Raw genomic sequence first — 17,902 nt, 5'->3', positions numbered from 1 at the left:
TGAAAGCATTAAGACTGCAGCGTCGCCAGTCGTGCGGCAAAACCAACAAACATCAGACCAATCAGCGAGTTGCCCACTTTGGCTAGTTTCTTCTTGGTGCGAATGTATTGCGTGACAAATGCACCTGAAATAATCAGGAAGCTCAAATAACAGAAGCTTACCAATTCCAGTGTTGTCGCCAAAATAAAGAATGAAATCCCAGTATGTGGCGCATTGACATCAATAAACTGTACGAAAAACGACACATAGAACAAAATGGCTTTCGGATTGGTCAGACTCAAAATTAATGCGCGCTTGAAGATGGCACCATATTGTGGCTCATCTGATTTAGCCTCGTTATTTTTACCTTTCAGGGTGGCGTAAAGAATTTTACCCCCCAGATAGAGCAAATAAAACGCGCCAAGATAACGTACGATATTGAATAATATCGGTGTGGTCTTAATTAAGGTTGCGACACCAGCCCACGCCAGAAACATCAATACCGCGTCACCGATAAATACACCGCAGGCCGCAAGATAACCGCCTTTCACTCCACTGCTGACGCTATTTTTAAGCACAAACAGGGTATTCGGCCCAGGCACCAACACGATAAAAATGGCACCAACCAGATAGGTCCAGTAATTCAGAACCCCATATTCTGCGAACACATTAACCTCTTTAATTCTCTTTGGATCATGCGCGATTAAAGGTGAATATGCTAACCAATCCGCAACGGCTTAGAAAGGAGAAAATCAGGTTTTAACCTGACAATAACTGGACAATTGAATTGTTATTCATGCCTGGTCCAGTGAAAAATTCGGATAGTGTTGGGAAAAATACTGGCGTAAAAACTCTACCGTTATCCGCACCTTCGCTGACATCGCCAGCCTTGATACATATACCGCCCAGACATTCGCTGGCTGGTAATATTCCGGTAGCACTTGCGCTAAATGACCACTGGCAATATTTTCACTGACATCCCACCAGGAGCGCAGCGCAATCCCCTGGCCATCGAGGCACCACTGATGCACAATTTACCCATGGTTAGACAACATCGGCCCGGTAACTTTAATCGTATACTGCCCTTCTTTATTGCACAATTGCCAGACACCAAACCTGGCAGCGATTGAAGAAGTGATTGCTCACGGGCCGAAAACACCGGATATGAAAGGCAATGCCACCACGCCACAATTTACTGACGCTATTTGCAAAATTATTTTGCGTTAAGGTCAAACCAGTTTATTTGAACCGACTGGTGTTGGATTTGTAGTTTATCCGAAGCCGGATGCAGCGCATAACGCACCTTGTCCGGCTTACGCACGTTTTATTGCGGATATTCCTGCAATAAATTGTGTAATGCTTCCGCCATCAGCGCACCACGCCAGCCGGAAATCAGCTCTGGCAAATTATTCTGTGGTTTTAATTTCCAGTGCCAGTTCAGCAGTTGGTTGATTTGCCGACGCGATGCCAGCAATTCGACGCTGATCTTGTGCGTTTCACTCACGTCAGTAATCAGCGACTTAATCGCTTTAAACGCTTTGCGATAACCGGGCATATCCATCAGGTTAAGCATCGGCTGCGGCAAGGCCTCTTCTGGCAATGCCTGCGCTTTCTCTACCAGCGCCAGCAACGTCTTACCGTGGAAGCGGATTTCGCTACCGGATAAGCCCAGGCTATCCAGCTCGCCCAGACTGCCCGGCATATAACGCGCTACCGACCACAAATGCTCTTCACGCACGACAAAGTTCACCGCCAGATCGCGCTCCCGAGCCTTACGCAGCCGCCAGTCGGCTAGCAGTTGCAGACAGGCGAGTTGGCGCGTGCGTAATTGCCAGGCATTGGTGATATCACGCCATGCGTCTTCTGGCGCAACGATCTCCTGACGACGCGTTTGCATCAGGCGGCATTCATCCAGTGCCGCAGGTAGCCAACCAGAGGCTTCCGTTTCAACCATCAGCTTTGCGGCGATCGGTAACAGATACCAGACGTCCGCCGCCGCGTATTCGCATTGACGCTCGGTTAGCGGTCTGGCCAGCCAGTCGGTGCGCGATTCGCTCTTGTCGAGCGTAACGCCGGAATACTCTTCCACCATAGAGGCAAAGCCCCATGACATCGGGCGTCCACAGAATGCGGCGAGGATTTGCGTGTCAATCAGAGGTTGTGGTAACTCACCAAAGACATTGAGGAACACTTCCAGATCTTCACTGCCCGCATGGAGAAATTTGGTGATGGAAGGATCGCGCAGGATCGCTTTCAGCGGTGACCAGTCGGTGATCCCGAGTGGATCGATTAGCGCCAGATGTTCGCCATCAAAAAGTTGAATCAACCCAAGTTGCGGGTAATAGGTGCGCGTACGTACAAATTCAGTATCCAGGGCTATCGCCGGAAAGGCACGGACGGCTTCACACAAAGAAGCCAGCGCATCGTCCGTGGTAATCATTTGGTAATTCAAATTGTATTCTCTTTAGTGGGCGTCAAAAAAAACGCCGGATTAACCGGCGTCTGACGACTGACTTAACGCTCAGGCTTTATTGTCCACTTTGCCGCGCGCTTCGTCACGTAATTCTCGTCGCAAAATTTTTCCGACGTTAGATTTCGGTAACTCATCACGAAACTCAACCAGCTTCGGTACTTTATAGCCTGTGAGCTGACGGCGGCAAAAAGTCACCAGTGATTCTTCCGTGAGTGACGAGTCTTTTTTCACCACGAAGATTTTCACCGCTTCACCGCTGGAACCGGAAGGTACGCCAACAGCCGCCACTTCCTGTACACCTGGGTGCTGCATGACCACATCTTCAATCTCATTGGGGTAGACGTTAAAGCCAGAAACCAGAATCATGTCTTTTTTACGATCGACAATGCGCAGGAATCCTTCTTCATCCATCACCGCGATGTCGCCGGTGTGTAACCAGCCATTTTTGATGATTTCATCGGTAGCGTCCGGACGCTGCCAGTAGCCCAGCATTACCTGCGGCCCTTTGACACAAAGCTCACCCGGTTGACCCGGCGGTACTTCGTTATCGTCGTCATCAACCAACTTGGCTTCGGTCGACGGCACCGGCAAACCAATGCTACCGCTATGATAATCAATATCATACGGGTTAACGCTGACCAGCGGTGCACACTCGGTCAGGCCATAACCTTCCAGCAGATATTGTCCGGTCAGTTTCACCCAGCGTTCTGCCACCACTTGCTGAACAGGCATCCCACCACCAGCGGAAAGATGCAGACTGGAGAAATCCAGTTGCTGGAATTCTTTATTGTTCAGCAACGCGTTGAACAACGTGTTAACGCCGGTGATCGCGGTAAACGGATATTTCGCCAGCTCTTTCACCAGCCCCGGAATATCACGTGGGTTAGTAATAAGCAGATTCTGCCCGCCCAGTTCGATAAACAGCAGGCAGTTAATGGTCAATGCGAAAATGTGATACAGCGGCAATGCCGTCACCACCAGCTCTTTACCCGGATACAACAGCGGCCCGTAGGTCGCGTTAACCTGTTCCAGATTTGCCAGCATGTTGCGGTGAGTCAGCATTGCGCCTTTCGCTACGCCAGTGGTGCCGCCGGTGTATTGCAGGAAGGCTAAATCTTCCGGCACCAGTTCAGGTTTTACGTACTGCATCCGGTAACCATTATGCAGAGCGCTACGAAATGAAATGGCATCTGGCAGATGATATTTCGGCACCAGACGCTTGATGTATTTAACAACGAAGTTAACCAGCGTCCCTTTCGCCGTAGAAAGCTGATCGCCCATACGTGTCAGAATCACGTGCTGGACAGCGGTTTTATCAACCACTTTTTCCAGGGTATGGGCAAAGTTGGACACGATGACAATCGCAGATGCGCCGCTGTCGTTGAGCTGATGCTCAAGCTCGCGCGGGGTATATAACGGATTGACGTTTACGACGATCATCCCGGCGCGCAAAATGCCGAACAGCGCCACCGGATATTGCAATAAGTTAGGCATCATCAGCGCAACGCGATCGCCCTTCTTCAGCCCCAGCCCTTGTTGTAAATACGCGGCGAACGCACGACTGCGCTCTTCCAGTTTGCGGAAGGTCATCACCTCCCCCATATTCACAAACGCGGGCTTGTCGGCATAGCGCGCGACCGATTGCTCAAACATATCTACCAGAGATTGATAACGGTCAGGGTTGATCTCCGTCGGAACATCCGCGGGATAACGGTTAAGCCAAACCTTCTTCAATTCTTCACCTCTAAAATGCGTGTTCGTCGTCATCGCAACCCCAAGTGATATACATGTTATTAACATAATATTAACTCATCATACCAGCTTGATAATTCCCCAACGAAAAGGTTGCGAAGCGCGTCACTATTTATTTTTATCTTTACTCTAAGAATGCAGAAACAGCGGACCAGCCGCTGTTTCTTTTTCTTTAAAAACAAGCAATTATTCAGTTACAACTGTTTGTACTCTTGCAGGGCCGGGATTATACCAGCCCCATCCGCCGTAGCCATAGGGCCAGCCACGGCCACCATAAAACCACGGATCAATCGGCTGCGGCGGCATAATCACCTGCTGGGTTAAATGCCAACGCTTATAGCCCGTTACCTGCATAACCATAAATTTATAGGGTGTATTGCCGATTTTACCGTCAACCGTACCGGTGATTGGCCCGACAACCGTCACCAGTTGTCCGCGGAAATCAACTGGATCAAGAAAACCGTTCACATCGGCATAAATGCGCCCGCGAGAAGGTTCCCCCAACGTCGGCCTGGCTCCGCTATCGAGCGGTACGGTGGCAATTTCCAGACGGGTTTTCCCCTGCTGGTTTTGTACCGCGACCACTTTGCCGCCAAAGCGCGCTTCCTGACCAACATACAATTGCGGCGCGCTCATCACCCGAACTAAATCTTGTTGCGGCGTGGGACTGCTGCCTTTAATGGCATCCGGCACAGTGACACAACCGCTCAACATTAGCGCAAACGTACCTGCCAGTATGCCTTTGATAACATTCTTTTGAACCGCCATGATGCGACTCCTTTTTTTCTCAGGGCATACTCTTAAGATTCATTCTTTGCCCGGAAGTTTCTTCCACGCGACGTTGTTACGCAAATAAACCGGCTCGGCATGTTCCACTGCCACCGTTTTGCCTTCAGCAAAGAGCTGGCAGGCAATCGGCAGCATATCTTCTGCGGCGGGCAGTAACACTTCGCCATCGCGCAAAACCAGCCCGCTCTCTTTACCGAGATCCGGCCAGGCTTGCCAGCCTGTCCCCACCGTCACCCATTCACCGGAAAGCTGCTGCATCCGCTCATGAACGAGTTCTGGTTTGAGTACAGCTTCGGTTTCTTCACCGTGCCAGATACCATTTTCATCACGCTGATATTCGGCCCAGTAAACTTCGCCCATTCGCGCGTCAATAGCCGCCAGCACACGGGTCGCGCCATTTTTGCGCCATGCCCCTTGCGCCATGGTCATTAGCGTGGAGACGCCAATCATCGGCAGCTCCGCGCCAAGCGCCAGCCCTTGTGCAATACCAATACCGATACGCACACCGGTGAAGCTACCGGGACCACGCCCGTAAGCTAATGCGTTTATGTTAGTCAGGGAGGTTCCGCTGGTGGTCAGGATATCCTGCACCATCGGTAAGATTCGTTGAGTATGTTCACGTGGGCAAAGCTCAAAATGAGCGTTGACAGTGCCGTCATTCCACAGGGCGACAGAGCAGGCCTCTGTCGCGGTATCGATAGCCAGAATTCGCATGGGTCTTCGTGCTTAGATCAATAAAAAGGCGCGCATCATACCATACTCCATCACAAATTACCTGGAGGAAGGTATCGCAAGGAAACGAACCGCACGGGCTATATCACGGGTGCGCGGCGCAGGCGGCAGGCTGGCGAGGAACGTCGCGCCGTAAGGGCGCATCACCAGCCGATTGTCGCAAATCACCAGCACACCGCGATCGTCGGCGTCGCGAATCAGTCGCCCTACCCCCTGTTTGAGAGTAATGACCGCATCTGGCAGTTGCACTTCATCGAACGGGTCGCCACCGCGCAAACGACAATCTTCCATTCGCGCTTTTAGTAGTGGGTCGTCCGGCGAGGTAAACGGCAACTTGTCGATAATCACCAGTGACAGCGTATCGCCGCGCACATCCACCCCTTCCCAGAAACTACTGGTTGCGACAAGAAGCGCGTTACCGGCACTGACAAACTGCTGCAACAATTGCCCTTTACTGGTTTCACCCTGCAACAAAACGGGAAGCGTCATGGTGGCACGGAACTGCTCGGCCAGATCGCGCATCATGGCGTGTGAGGTGCAAAGCATAAAGCAGCGCCCATTGTTGGCTTCGATGAGCGGTCGCAACATTGCTGCCAGTTGCCGTGCGGAACCCGGTTGATTAGTTTGCGGCAGGTTACGCGGCACACAGAGTAACGCCTGGCGGCTGTAATCAAATGGGCTGGGTAACAGCAACGACTCGGCCTGTTCGATGCCAAGCCGGGAGGTAAAATGATGCAGATCGTCATTCACTGACAACGTTGCCGAGGTAAAAATCCAGCTTCCGGGTTTTTGTGCCATTAACTCTTTGAATTTATCCGCCACGCTGAGCGGCGTCAGCGCCAGAGTGAAATGACGTGAGGTGCATTCGTACCAGTAACTGTAGCCCGGTTGGTTGATCTCTTTCAGCCGCTTCAGACGTGTGCGATATAACGTGGCACGTTCAAATGCCGCATCCAGCAACGCGGAACGACCCAGCGACAATTTCGCCACGTCGTAACAGAGTTCAAGCGTGTCATCGAGCAGTAAAAACGCCCGCTGAATTTGCGGATTGGCTAACAATTCGCGCAGATTGCCACGATAACCCGGCTCACCGAGTTGCAGGCGAAAATCCTGCGCACTCTGAGCAAGGCGGTCGGCGCACTTTTGTAACTGTTGAGTGTCTTTTAATTCAGTGCGATAGGCGATGGTGATGTCTTTTGCCAGGTCGAGCAGTTGTCGGCTGGAAAGTGACTGACCAAAGTACTGGCTGGCAATATCCGGCAACTGATGGGCTTCGTCGAAGATCATCACGTCCGCTTCCGGGATCAGTTCGCCAAATCCGCTCTCTTTGACCACCATATCCGCCAGAAACAAATGATGGTTTACCACCACTACATCGGCGTCCATCGCTTTTTTGCGTGCTTTGACCACAAAGCAATCTTTATACATCGGGCAGTCGCTGCCGAGGCAGTTATCGTTAGTGCTGGTGACCAGCGGCCATGCCTGAGAATCTTCCGCAACGCTGACGCAGGTGCTGATATCACCATCGACGGTTTGATTGGACCAGGAGCGTAGCAGGATCACATCGCTTAAGATTTGTACCGGCAGATCGCCGCCCGCCAGCGCCTGCTGTTCGAGACGTTCGAGGCAGAGGTAGTTTGAACGTCCTTTCAACAATGCCACATTGCCGGTGTATTTCAGCGCCTTTGACACCGTCGGCAAATCACGGCTGTAGAGTTGATCTTGTAATGCTTTCGAGCCAGTCGAGATAATGACTTTCTTTTTCGCCCGCAGCGCAGGGGCAAGGTAAGCGTAGGTTTTGCCCGTACCGGTTCCCGCTTCCACCACCAGCGGTTGGCTTTTTTCTATCGCCCCGGTGACGGCTACCGCCATCTGTCGCTGTGGTTCACGCGGCTTAAAGCCTGGTATCGCTTTCGCCAACTGACCGTCTGGTGCAAAATCGTCCGTCACACTACCCCCTGTTGATTTGAACAGGGATTATGTCAGGCCAGGCTATTTTTCGCCAGTTGAAGTGATGACGGCGACTTCACATTGTGGCAGTCTTTGCAGCACAAAAATGGAATGATAATGAGGACAAAATGATGACTATCGTTCGTATAGACGCCGAAGCCCGCTGGTCTGATGTGGTGATCCACAACAACACGCTCTACTACACTGGCGTACCGGAAAACCTCGACGCCGATGCTTTTGAGCAAACGGCAAATACACTGGCGCAAATTGACGCGGTGCTGGAAAAACAGGGCAGCAATAAGTCGAGCATTCTGGATGCCACCATTTTCCTGGCCGATAAAAACGACTTTGCGGCAATGAATAAAGCGTGGGATGCCTGGGTTGTCGCGGGTCATGCTCCGGTACGCTGCACGGTGCAAGCGGGACTGATGAATCCGCAGTATAAAGTTGAAATTAAGATTATTGCGGCGGTTTAATTCCGGAAGAGAATTATCGAAAATACTGGTCGATCATGAACAAATCGACCAGTACTTAAGCTCTTACCTTAGATGGACGGTGCCCCAGTCGGGGGCTTTATTATTTATTTTTTTGATTTCAAGTTTATTTATAAAGAAACGATATTAATCATAAAAACTAAACCACGTGTTAATCACTCAATTAACCTAACCTGTTTTCCGCTGTTGCCCTTACTTACCTGAACAACCAGGCTACGGTACTACGATTCTCTGTTAATTTCGGCACATCACTAGATAACCCGCCATGACCTGCTACCTTTAAAATACCTGAATGTCAACAGGTTAACGAATGAGATATTGTCATAATCCTTTTGATATTAGGCACAATTTAATGTCATATATAGCCTTATCGAAAACGTGGTTAATTTAAGGACAAGAATATGCCTGCTGTAATAGATAAAGCCCTGGATTTCATTAGTGCTATGGATATATCAGCACCAACCCCCAGCTCTATGAATGAAAGTACGGCGAAGGGAATATTTAAATATTTGCATGCTCTGGGTGTACCCGCGACGGCCACCGATATTACTGCGCGAGCTGAACAGGAAGGCTGGAATCCTGGATTCACGGAAAAAATGGTTGGCTGGGCAAAAAAAATGGAGTCTGGTGAACGCGTGGTGATTAAAAACCCTGAATACTTCTCGTCTTATATGCAGGAAGAACTTAAAGCCCTTGTGTGAGTCAAAACTCCAGCACTAAAAATCAATCCGGACGCTTTCATTGATCTTAGAAAAGCGTCCTTTTTTCTCGTTATCAATAAAACCGCTGAATTCAATCAAGCAAAACAGCCCCGCGTTTCTTTGGTTCAAACGCTGCAGGCCAAATGGTTCGCTTGTCATAATGCACCCCGTTGAAACAAACATTCTGAAGATCTGTCCCAGCGAAATTAGCACCTCTTAAATCGGCAGCGGTAAAATCTGCCCCACAAAGTCGTGAATGTCTAAAATCAGCAGCAATGGGGCGTGACTGATAAAAATTACAATTCGTCAGATCGGCGTGATTTAGCCAGGCACACATCAGGGCGGCAGACGAGAGGTCGGCCCCAATAAGGGAGGATGTGATGAAACTGATATTACGCAGATGCGCATCATTAAACCGAGCACCATCCAGACACATGCCATCAAAAATAGCGCGATGTAAATTCATGCCGGAAAAATCCCAGCCGATGAGGCTATCCGTATCAAGATACAGAACGTCATCCGTGACGAAATCGATACGGATCATTGTGTATTACTCGTCTTCATCCTCAAAACGCGCCACAATCCGTTCGCCGGAATGGTTGGCGCGTAACTCTTCGGCTACCAGTGCGATTGCCTGACCGCTGCTCATCCCCTGTGCCATCAATTCCTGAATCCGCTCAACGGCTTTTTGCTGCTGTTCATGGGTGAGTGAAGGTAAACCTGCAAACATTGTTAACTCCTGCTAAATTGTTGGCGCTAATTATTTCATGCTACCCGGCACATAGCCAGTAGAGTCAGGACTAATGAAGACGTTATCTCCCGCAGTGATTACTTTACCCTGGCGTCAGGACGCCGCTGAATTTTATTTCTCCCGCTTGAGCCACTTGCCGTGGGCGATGCTTTTGCACTCCGGCTATGCCGATCATCCGCATAGTCGGTTTGATATTGTGGTGGCAGACCCCGTTTGCACCTTAACAACTCACGGTAATGAAACCGTGGTGTGTGAAGGAGAAACCCGTACAACGACCACTGATGACCCGTTAAAGGTACTCCAACAGGCGCTGGAGCATGCAAACATTCACCCGTTGCATAATGGTAATTTGCCATTTCAGGGTGGCGCACTGGGTTTATTTGGCTATGACCTGGGCCGCCGTTTTGAGTCCCTGCCGGAATTGGCGCTGAGAGATATCAACCTTCCTGATATGGCGGTAGGTATCTACGACTGGGCGTTGATTGTCGACCACCAGCACCGGGTTGTTTCTTTGCTGAGTCATAATGATGTCAATGCCCGTCTGGCGTGGCTGGAAAACCAGCAAATTACACCGCAGGGTGATTTCACGCTAACCTCTGCCTGGCAATCTAATATGAGCCGCGAACAGTATGGCGAGAAATTTCGCCAGGTGCAGGAATATCTGCACAGCGGCGATTGTTACCAGGTGAATCTTGCCCAGCGTTTTCAAGCTACCTATTCTGGTGATGAGTGGCTGGCGTTCGTTAAACTCAACCAGGCCAACCGTGCACCATTTAGTGCCTTCCTGCGCCTGGAGCAAGGTGCGATTTTAAGCCTCTCGCCAGAACGTTTTATTCTTTGTGCTGATGGTGAGATCCAGACCCGTCCGATTAAAGGCACTCTGCCGCGTCTGGCCGATCCTCAGGAAGATAGCAAACAGGCAGAAAAACTGGCGAACTCACCGAAAGATCGCGCCGAAAACCTGATGATTGTCGATTTAATGCGTAATGATATTGGCCGTGTTGCCGTCGCAGGTTCGGTAAAAGTGCCGGAGCTGTTCGTGGTGGAGCCCTTCCCTGCAGTGCATCATCTGGTCAGCACCATAACGGCACGCCTTCCCGAGCAGTTGCATGCCAGCGATCTGCTGCGCGCGGCTTTTCCCGGAGGCTCAATCACCGGCGCACCGAAAGTACGGGCAATGGAAATTATCGACGAACTGGAACCTCAGCGACGCAACGCCTGGTGTGGCAGCATTGGCTATTTAAGTTTTTGCGGCAATATGGACACCAGCATCACTATCCGCACCCTGACCGCGGTTAACGGGCAAATTTACTGCTCTGCGGGCGGCGGTATTGTCGCCGATAGCCAGGAAGAGGCGGAATATCAGGAAACTTTTGATAAAGTTAATCGTATTCTGAAGCAACTGGAGAAGTAAGACGTGGAATACCGTAGCCTGACGCTTGATGATTTTTTATCACGCTTTCAACTTTTGCGCCCGCAAATTAACCGGGAAACCTTAAATCATCGTCAGGCTGCTGTGTTAATCCCCATCGTGCGCCGACCGCAACCGGGTTTGTTACTTACTCAGCGTTCAATTCACCTGCGTAAACACGCCGGACAGGTGGCGTTTCCAGGTGGCGCAGTAGATGACACCGACGCGTCAGTTATCGCCGCCGCGCTACGCGAAGCCGAAGAAGAAGTCGCTATACCGCCTTCAGCCGTTGAAGTTATCGGCGTGCTGCCGCCCGTCGATAGCGTAACGGGTTACCAGGTAACCCCAGTCGTCGGTATTATCCCGCCCGATTTACCCTATCGCGCCAGTGAAGATGAAGTCTCCGCTGTGTTTGAAATGCCGCTCGCTCAGGCATTACATCTGGGGCGCTATCACCCTTTAGATATCTACCGCCGTGGCGATTCACATCGGGTATGGCTTTCCTGGTACGAACAGTATTTTGTATGGGGAATGACCGCAGGCATAATTCGTGAGCTGGCGCTGCAAATTGGTGTGAAACCCTGACTATACTTATCTTTACATCTACAAAACACTACTTGAGACAATCATCGCAATATTAGTTAAATCGCGGTTTTTGATTAGTTTAATTCATGTGAATAGTTAAGCCGATCGCCGCGTTCCCTCTTACACTATGCGCTGTTATTAGTTCGTTACTGGAAGTCCAGTCACCTTGTCAGGAGTATTATCGTGATTAGTCTATTCGACATGTTTAAGGTGGGGATTGGTCCCTCATCTTCCCATACTGTAGGGCCTATGAAGGCGGGTAAACAGTTCGTCGATGATCTGGTCGAAAAAGGCTTACTGGATAGCGTTACCCGCGTTGCCGTGGACGTTTACGGTTCTCTATCGCTGACGGGTAAAGGCCATCATACCGATATCGCCATTATTATGGGTCTTGCAGGTAACGAACCTGCCACCGTGGATATCGACAGTATTCCCGGTTTTATTCGCGACGTAGAAGAGCGCGAACGTCTGCTGCTGGCGCAGGGACGGCATGAAGTGGATTTCCCCCGTGACAATGGGATGCGTTTTCATAACGGCAACCTGCCGCTGCATGAAAACGGGATGCAGATCCACGCGTATAATGGCGATAAAGTTGTTTACAGCAAAACTTATTATTCCATCGGCGGCGGTTTTATCGTCGATGAAGAACATTTTGGTCACGATGCCACCAACGAAGTCAGTGTGCCGTATCCGTTTAAATCTGCAACCGAGTTGCTGGCGTACTGTAATGAAACTGGCTATTCCCTTTCCGGCCTGGCAATGCAGAACGAACTGGCGCTGCACAGTAAGAAAGAGATCGATGACTATTTCGCGCATGTCTGGCAGACCATGCAGGCGTGTATCGATCGCGGAATGAATACCGAAGGCGTATTGCCTGGGCCGCTGCGTGTTCCGCGCCGTGCATCTGCCCTGCGCCGGATGCTGGTTTCCAGCGATAAACTGTCTAACGATCCGATGAATGTTATCGACTGGGTGAACATGTTTGCGCTGGCAGTGAACGAAGAAAACGCCGCAGGTGGTCGCGTGGTGACAGCGCCTACCAACGGTGCGTGCGGCATTGTTCCGGCAGTGTTGGCCTATTACGACCACTTTATTGAATCGGTCAGCCCGGATATCTATACCCGCTATTTTATGGCCGCTGGGGCAATTGGCGCGTTGTATAAAATGAACGCTTCTATTTCCGGTGCTGAAGTGGGTTGTCAGGGCGAAGTCGGCGTAGCCTGTTCAATGGCCGCCGCAGGCCTGGCTGAATTGTTGGGCGGTAGCCCGGAACAGGTTTGTGTGGCAGCGGAAATTGGGATGGAACACAACCTCGGTCTGACCTGCGATCCGGTGGCCGGTCAGGTTCAGGTGCCATGCATTGAGCGTAATGCTATTGCATCGGTGAAGGCGATCAACGCCGCACGCATGGCTTTACGCCGCACCAGTGCTCCGCGCGTCTCGCTGGATAAAGTCATCGAGACAATGTACGAAACCGGTAAGGATATGAACGCCAAGTACCGTGAAACCTCTCGCGGTGGTCTGGCAATAAAAGTCCAGTGTGACTAATACTTTTCTTTCGCCCATCTGCAACGGATGGGCGAATTTCCCCCGCTTTCTCGTCTGCTGTAAATTTCCCCACTACACTTCCACTGTTGCGTCAGGCGTTTGTTGCCATACGCTTACAGGGCGGCCCGCATGCAAAAAGCACAACGGATCATCAAAACTTATCGCCGTAATCGAATGATTGTTTGTACAATTTGCGCACTCTTTACGCTTGTGGCGACACTAAGCGTGCGATTTATTTCACAGCGTAATTTAAATCAACAGCGGGTGATACTTTTCGCCAATCACGCGGTTGAAGAGCTGGATAATATATTGCAACCCCTTCAGGCGGGACGCGAGATGTTACTTCCGTTGATTGGCCTCCCTTGCTCAGTCACTCATTTGCCTCTACGCAAACAAGCCGCAAAACTGCAAACGGTGCGTTCTATTGGTCTGGTACAAAACGGTACACTTTACTGCTCCAGTATCTTTGGCTATCGCAATGTTCCGGTTCATGATATTCAGGCCGATTTGCCCGCCCCACAGGCTCTTTTGCGCCTTACCACCGATCGCGTGTTGATTAAAGGTAGTCCAGTGCTGATCCAGTGGTATCCCTCTCAATCACATACTGGCGATGGCGTTCTGGAGATGATCAACATTGACCTATTGACGACGATGTTACTGGAACCGCAGTTGCCGCAAATTAGAAACGCCAGCCTGACGGTGGCTGATCGCCATTTACTCTATGGTGACGGTCTGGTTGACGCTTTACCTCCACTTAATGGCAATGAACGTTACCAGGTTTCATCGCAGAACTTCCCTTTTACCATCAGCGTTAGCGGCCCTGGCGCGACAGCGCTGGCGTTGCATCATCTTCCCAGCCAGTTTCCACTGGCGGTACTGTTGAGTTTACTGGTGGGTTACATCGCATGGCTGGCAACCGCCCATAGAATGAGTTTTTCGCGCGAAATTAATCTTGGCCTCGCGCAACATGAATTCGAGCTATTCTGTCAACCTTTACTAAACGCTCGTAGCCAGCAATGTGTTGGTGTAGAAATATTGCTGCGCTGGAATAACCCGCGTCAGGGGTGGATCTCACCAGATGTATTTATCCCTATCGCGGAAGAACATCATCTGATAGTGCCGCTTACCCGTTATGTGATGATGGAAACCATCCGCCAAATCCACGTTTTTCCAATGAGCAGCCAGTTTCACATTGGGATTAACGTCGCCCCCAGCCATTTTCGCCGCGGCGTGTTATTGAAGGATCTCAATCAATATTGGTTTAGTGCTAACCCGATTCAGCAACTCATCCTCGAAATCACCGAGCGCGATGCCTTACTGGATGTCGATTATCGGATTGCCCGCGAACTGCATCGTAAAAACGTCAAACTGGCGATTGATGACTTCGGCACCGGCAACAGTTCGTTTTCCTGGCTGGAAACGTTACGCCCTGATGTGCTGAAAATCGATAAGTCTTTCACCGCTGCAATTGGTTCCGATGCGGTTAACTCGACGGTAACCGATATCATCATCGCATTGGGGCAAAGACTGAATATTGAACTGGTGGCGGAGGGCGTAGAAACGCAAGAACAGGCGAAGTATTTACGCCGTCATGGGGTGCATATTTTACAAGGGTATTTGTACGCGCAGCCGATGCCACTGCGTGATTTCCCAAAATGGCTGGCGGGCAGCCAACCGCCGCCCGCCCGGCATAATGGGCATATCACGCCCGTCATGCCATTTCGTTAATGATTATTCGTCTTCGTCGTGCGCCAGTTGCTCTTTAACAATGCGAACCAGATCAACACGATAATCATTAGCTTCAACAATGGTGATATGTAACGGCCCTACGTCAATCACATCGCCAGCACGCGGGATGTGACCATTTGCAGAAATCACCAGACCTGCCACCGTCGCGATATCATCGTCATCGGCAAGGTGCTCAACATCAAGCGCCTGCTGTAAGGCATGTAAGTCTGTACCGCCTTTTACCAGCCAGCCGTCGCCGTCAGTAATGATTTCCGGCGTTTCATCAGCGTCCGGGAACTCACCGGCAATGGCTTCCAGCACATCCAGAGGCGTGACCAGGCCTTGCACCACACCAAACTCGTTGGTAACGATAACAAAACTACCGCGAGCACGACGCAGCACGCCCAGCAGGTTGATCGGATCGAGGGTTTCCGGAACGATAATCGCCGGAGAAGCCGAGGCAATTGCTGCGACATCAACGCCATCTTCCAGCGCCACCAGCAGTTCTTTAGCACGCACGATACCGATGATTTCATCCAGTTCACCGCGACATACCGGGAACAGACTATGTGGCGAAGAAAGCAACTGCTCACGGATTTCATCAACACCGAGATTAGCGTCAACCCAGCTAATTTCGCCGCGCGGTGTCATAATCCCACGCAGAGAGCGAGACGCCAGTGTCAGCACGCCGTTAATCATATATCGCTCTTCTTCCGCAAACGCGCCTTCCGGCACAGGGATCGGCATCGGGTTATCGGCATCGTGCTGAACGTTCGCCTGACGTTTACCCCCCATCAAACGCAGGATGGCATCGGCAGTACGCGCACGCAGCGGTAAAGCTGACTGATGACGAATAAAGTTACGGCGCGCAATTTGGTTAAACACTTCGATGATGATCGAGAAGCCAATCGCGGCATACAGGTAACCTTTCGGAATATGGAAGCCAAACCCTTCAGCAACCAGGCTCAGACCAATCATTAACAAGAAGCTCAGGCAGAGCACCACCACTGTAGGATGCTGGTTAACGAATCTCGTCAACGGTTTCGACGCCAGCAACATGACCGCCATCGCAATCACCACCGCCGCCATCATCACCGGCAGGTGGTTGACCATCCCAACTGCGGTAATCACCGCATCCAGCGAGAAGACGGCATCGAGAATGACAATCTGCGTTACTACCACCCAGAAGCTGGCATAACCTTTACCGTGACCGGAATCATGATCGCGGTTTTCCAGCCGTTCATGCAGCTCCGTTGTCGCTTTAAACAGCAAGAATATCCCCCCGAACAACATAATCAGGTCGCGACCAGAGAAGGAAAAATCCATCACGGTAAATAGCGGTTTGGTCAGCGTGACCATCCATGAAATCAGCGACAGCAGTCCCAGACGCATGATCAGCGCCAGCGACAGTCCTAACAAACGAGCTTTATCACGTTGTTTCGGTGGCAGTTTGTCGGCAAGGATGGCGATGAAAACCAGGTTATCGATACCCAGCACGATTTCAAGAACGACAAGCGTGAGTAGCCCCACCCAAATCGAGGGGTCCATTAAGAATTCCATGACAAGCTCCTGCTTAAGGAATAGCTATTCGGCGCCAGAAATAATGCAGGCGTAACAACAAAATGCAAACAAAAGGTGCGGCAAAAAGTGCCAGAAAGGCAGGCGCTGAAAGGCCTGATGCTGAAATGACGTCGGTGACGATCCATACTGCGGGCTGCTGCCCTATACTCCTTGGTTGTTAAACGGGAGTTAAACATATCAGAGAGACCTCTGATTTGGCAAAGATTTACCTTCCTTTGCAAACAAATGTGACGAAAATATTTTCTCTTTCGGAATTTTGATAATCCAAAGTTAAATTACGGATCTTCATCACATAAAATATTTTTTTCGATATCTAAAATAAATCGCGAAACGCAGGGGGTTTTTGGTTGTAACCCTTATCTGAATCGATTCGATTGTGGACGACGATTCAAAAATACATCTGGCACGTTGAGGTGTTAACAATAATAAAGGAGGTAGCAAGTGACCATTGCTATTGTTATAGGCACACATGGTTGGGCTGCAGAGCAGTTGCTTAAAACGGCAGAGATGCTGTTAGGCGAGCAGGAAAACGTCGGCTGGATCGATTTCGTTCCAGGCGAAAATGCCGAAACGCTGATCGAAAAGTACAACGCTCAGTTGGCAAAACTCGACACCACTAAAGGCGTGCTGTTTCTCGTTGATACATGGGGAGGCAGCCCGTTCAATGCTGCCAGCCGCATTGTCGTCGACAAAGAGCATTATGAAGTGATCGCAGGCGTTAACATTCCAATGCTGGTGGAAACGTTAATGGCTCGTGATGATGACCCGGGCTTTGATGAACTGGTGGCGCTGGCAGTAGAAACAGGCCGTGAAGGTGTGAAAGCACTGAAAGCCAAACCGGTTGAAAAAGCAGCTCCCGCCCCCGCTTCGGCGGCACCCAAAGCGGCCCCAACTCCGGCAAAACCAATGGGACCAAATGACTACATGGTTATTGGCCTTGCGCGTATCGACGACCGTCTGATTCACGGTCAGGTAGCTACCCGCTGGACCAAAGAAACCAATGTCTCCCGTATTATTGTTGTTAGTGATGAAGTGGCTGCGGATACCGTTCGTAAGACACTGCTCACCCAGGTCGCACCTCCGGGCGTAACAGCACACGTGGTTGATGTTGCCAAGATGATTCGCGTCTACAACAACCCGAAATATGCTGGCGAACGTGTAATGCTGTTATTCACCAACCCGACAGATGTTGAGCGCCTCGTTGAAGGCGGCGTGAAAATTACCTCTGTTAACGTCGGTGGTATGGCATTCCGTCAGGGCAAAACCCAGGTGAATAACGCGGTTTCGGTTGATGAAAAAGATATCGAAGCGTTCAAGAAACTGAATGCACGCGGTATCGAACTGGAAGTCCGTAAGGTTTCCACCGATCCGAAACTGAAAATGATGGATCTGATCAGCAAAATCGATAAGTAACGTATTGTGTTGATT

At 50.6% G+C, this 17,902-nt stretch carries 17 protein-coding genes and 2 pseudogenes; 8 read left to right on the top strand and 11 right to left on the bottom strand.

The features are described 5' to 3' along the window. Positions 1 to 8: 8 nt before the first annotated feature. Both leuE and A1WG_RS23815 read right to left on the bottom strand, forming a co-directional pair. Positions 9 to 647: a leucine efflux protein LeuE gene (gene leuE / locus A1WG_RS03120; protein WP_000457213.1), complete on the bottom strand. Its 639-nt coding sequence runs from the start codon at positions 645 to 647 to the stop codon at positions 9 to 11. A 126-nt stretch (positions 648 to 773) separates the two neighbouring features. Further along, positions 774 to 1,094 (bottom strand): annotated as a pseudogene (locus A1WG_RS23815) (LysR substrate-binding domain-containing protein); the annotation flags it as partial. 1 nt (position 1,095) lies between these two features. Here A1WG_RS23815 and A1WG_RS25180 point away from each other — a divergent pair. Then, positions 1,096 to 1,206, top strand: a pseudogene (locus A1WG_RS25180) (tartrate dehydrogenase); the annotation flags it as partial. A 97-nt stretch (positions 1,207 to 1,303) separates the two neighbouring features. Here A1WG_RS25180 and rnd read toward each other — a convergent pair. The 5 genes from rnd to A1WG_RS03145 all read right to left on the bottom strand — a co-directional run bounded on the left by rnd (position 1,304) and on the right by A1WG_RS03145 (position 7,675). Further along, on the bottom strand, positions 1,304 to 2,419 hold the full coding sequence (gene rnd / locus A1WG_RS03125) for a ribonuclease D (protein ID WP_001516274.1): 1,116 nt from the start codon (positions 2,417 to 2,419) through the stop codon (positions 1,304 to 1,306). 81 nt (positions 2,420 to 2,500) lie between these two features. Further along, positions 2,501 to 4,186 carry a long-chain-fatty-acid--CoA ligase FadD gene (gene fadD, locus A1WG_RS03130; RefSeq protein WP_010376141.1) on the bottom strand — a complete coding sequence of 562 codons (1,686 nt, stop codon included), beginning with the start codon at positions 4,184 to 4,186 and terminating at the stop codon, positions 2,501 to 2,503. Between the two features lie 204 nt (positions 4,187 to 4,390). Continuing rightward, positions 4,391 to 4,972 (bottom strand): Slp family lipoprotein YeaY, encoded by a 582-nt coding sequence (gene yeaY, locus A1WG_RS03135; protein WP_000290579.1) that lies wholly within the window; start codon positions 4,970 to 4,972, stop codon positions 4,391 to 4,393. Positions 4,973 to 5,011: 39 nt separating this feature from the next. Then, positions 5,012 to 5,707 (bottom strand): tRNA (adenosine(37)-N6)-threonylcarbamoyltransferase complex dimerization subunit type 1 TsaB, encoded by a 696-nt coding sequence (gene tsaB, locus A1WG_RS03140; protein ID WP_001221005.1) that lies wholly within the window; start codon positions 5,705 to 5,707, stop codon positions 5,012 to 5,014. Positions 5,708 to 5,764: 57 nt separating this feature from the next. Beyond that, a complete protein-coding gene (locus A1WG_RS03145) occupies positions 5,765 to 7,675 on the bottom strand; it encodes a DNA repair helicase YoaA (protein WP_000128825.1) in 1,911 nt (636 codons plus the stop codon). Between the two features lie 131 nt (positions 7,676 to 7,806). Here A1WG_RS03145 and A1WG_RS03150 point away from each other — a divergent pair, with 131 nt between their 5' ends. Together A1WG_RS03150 and A1WG_RS03155 are read left to right on the top strand one after the other, a co-directional pair. Continuing rightward, positions 7,807 to 8,151, top strand: a complete 345-nt coding sequence (locus A1WG_RS03150; protein WP_010376144.1) for a RidA family protein — start codon at positions 7,807 to 7,809, stop codon at positions 8,149 to 8,151. 419 nt (positions 8,152 to 8,570) lie between these two features. Then, a complete protein-coding gene (locus tag A1WG_RS03155) occupies positions 8,571 to 8,870 on the top strand; it encodes a DUF1889 family protein (RefSeq protein ID WP_001112001.1) in 300 nt (99 codons plus the stop codon). 91 nt (positions 8,871 to 8,961) lie between these two features. On the opposite strand, the gene A1WG_RS03160 is transcribed toward A1WG_RS03155, so the two are convergent. Both A1WG_RS03160 and A1WG_RS03165 read right to left on the bottom strand, forming a co-directional pair. Beyond that, on the bottom strand, positions 8,962 to 9,414 hold the full coding sequence (locus A1WG_RS03160; RefSeq protein ID WP_000618094.1) for a pentapeptide repeat-containing protein: 453 nt from the start codon (positions 9,412 to 9,414) through the stop codon (positions 8,962 to 8,964). Positions 9,415 to 9,420: 6 nt separating this feature from the next. After that, positions 9,421 to 9,600: a YoaH family protein gene (locus A1WG_RS03165; RefSeq protein WP_000457334.1), complete on the bottom strand. Its 180-nt coding sequence runs from the start codon at positions 9,598 to 9,600 to the stop codon at positions 9,421 to 9,423. A gap of 73 nt (positions 9,601 to 9,673) precedes the next feature. Here A1WG_RS03165 and pabB point away from each other — a divergent pair, with 73 nt between their 5' ends. The 4 genes from pabB (at position 9,674) to A1WG_RS03185 (ending at position 14,893) form a co-directional block, all read left to right on the top strand. Beyond that, positions 9,674 to 11,035 (top strand): aminodeoxychorismate synthase component 1, encoded by a 1,362-nt coding sequence (pabB, locus tag A1WG_RS03170; RefSeq protein WP_001516272.1) that lies wholly within the window; start codon positions 9,674 to 9,676, stop codon positions 11,033 to 11,035. A gap of 3 nt (positions 11,036 to 11,038) precedes the next feature. Then, positions 11,039 to 11,617: a CoA pyrophosphatase gene (locus A1WG_RS03175; RefSeq protein ID WP_000456725.1), complete on the top strand. Its 579-nt coding sequence runs from the start codon at positions 11,039 to 11,041 to the stop codon at positions 11,615 to 11,617. Positions 11,618 to 11,800: 183 nt separating this feature from the next. After that, a complete protein-coding gene (sdaA, locus tag A1WG_RS03180) occupies positions 11,801 to 13,165 on the top strand; it encodes an L-serine ammonia-lyase (protein WP_000624308.1) in 1,365 nt (454 codons plus the stop codon). 129 nt (positions 13,166 to 13,294) lie between these two features. Next, the gene (locus A1WG_RS03185; protein WP_001516271.1) at positions 13,295 to 14,893 is read left to right on the top strand and encodes an EAL domain-containing protein; all 1,599 of its coding nucleotides are present in this window, start codon (positions 13,295 to 13,297) and stop codon (positions 14,891 to 14,893) included. A gap of 3 nt (positions 14,894 to 14,896) precedes the next feature. Here the strand turns inward: A1WG_RS03185 and yoaE are convergent, their stop codons facing one another. Further along, positions 14,897 to 16,453 carry a CNNM family cation transport protein YoaE gene (yoaE, locus tag A1WG_RS03190; RefSeq protein WP_000395006.1) on the bottom strand — a complete coding sequence of 519 codons (1,557 nt, stop codon included), beginning with the start codon at positions 16,451 to 16,453 and terminating at the stop codon, positions 14,897 to 14,899. Beyond that, positions 16,441 to 16,599 (bottom strand): protein YoaL, encoded by a 159-nt coding sequence (locus A1WG_RS25330; protein ID WP_269471531.1) that lies wholly within the window; start codon positions 16,597 to 16,599, stop codon positions 16,441 to 16,443. The genes yoaE and A1WG_RS25330 overlap by 13 nt, the downstream gene beginning before the upstream one ends. Before the next feature lie 316 nt (positions 16,600 to 16,915). Here A1WG_RS25330 and manX point away from each other — a divergent pair, with 316 nt between their 5' ends. Further along, positions 16,916 to 17,887 carry a PTS mannose transporter subunit IIAB gene (gene manX / locus A1WG_RS03195; protein WP_000150534.1) on the top strand — a complete coding sequence of 324 codons (972 nt, stop codon included), beginning with the start codon at positions 16,916 to 16,918 and terminating at the stop codon, positions 17,885 to 17,887. Positions 17,888 to 17,902 lie beyond the last annotated feature (15 nt).

Source organism: Escherichia sp. KTE96, assembly GCF_000408525.1.
Lineage (GTDB): Bacteria > Pseudomonadota > Gammaproteobacteria > Enterobacterales > Enterobacteriaceae > Escherichia > Escherichia marmotae.
The sequence above is the reverse complement of the archived record's forward strand: the minus strand, read 5'-3'. Positions and strand labels throughout refer to the sequence as shown.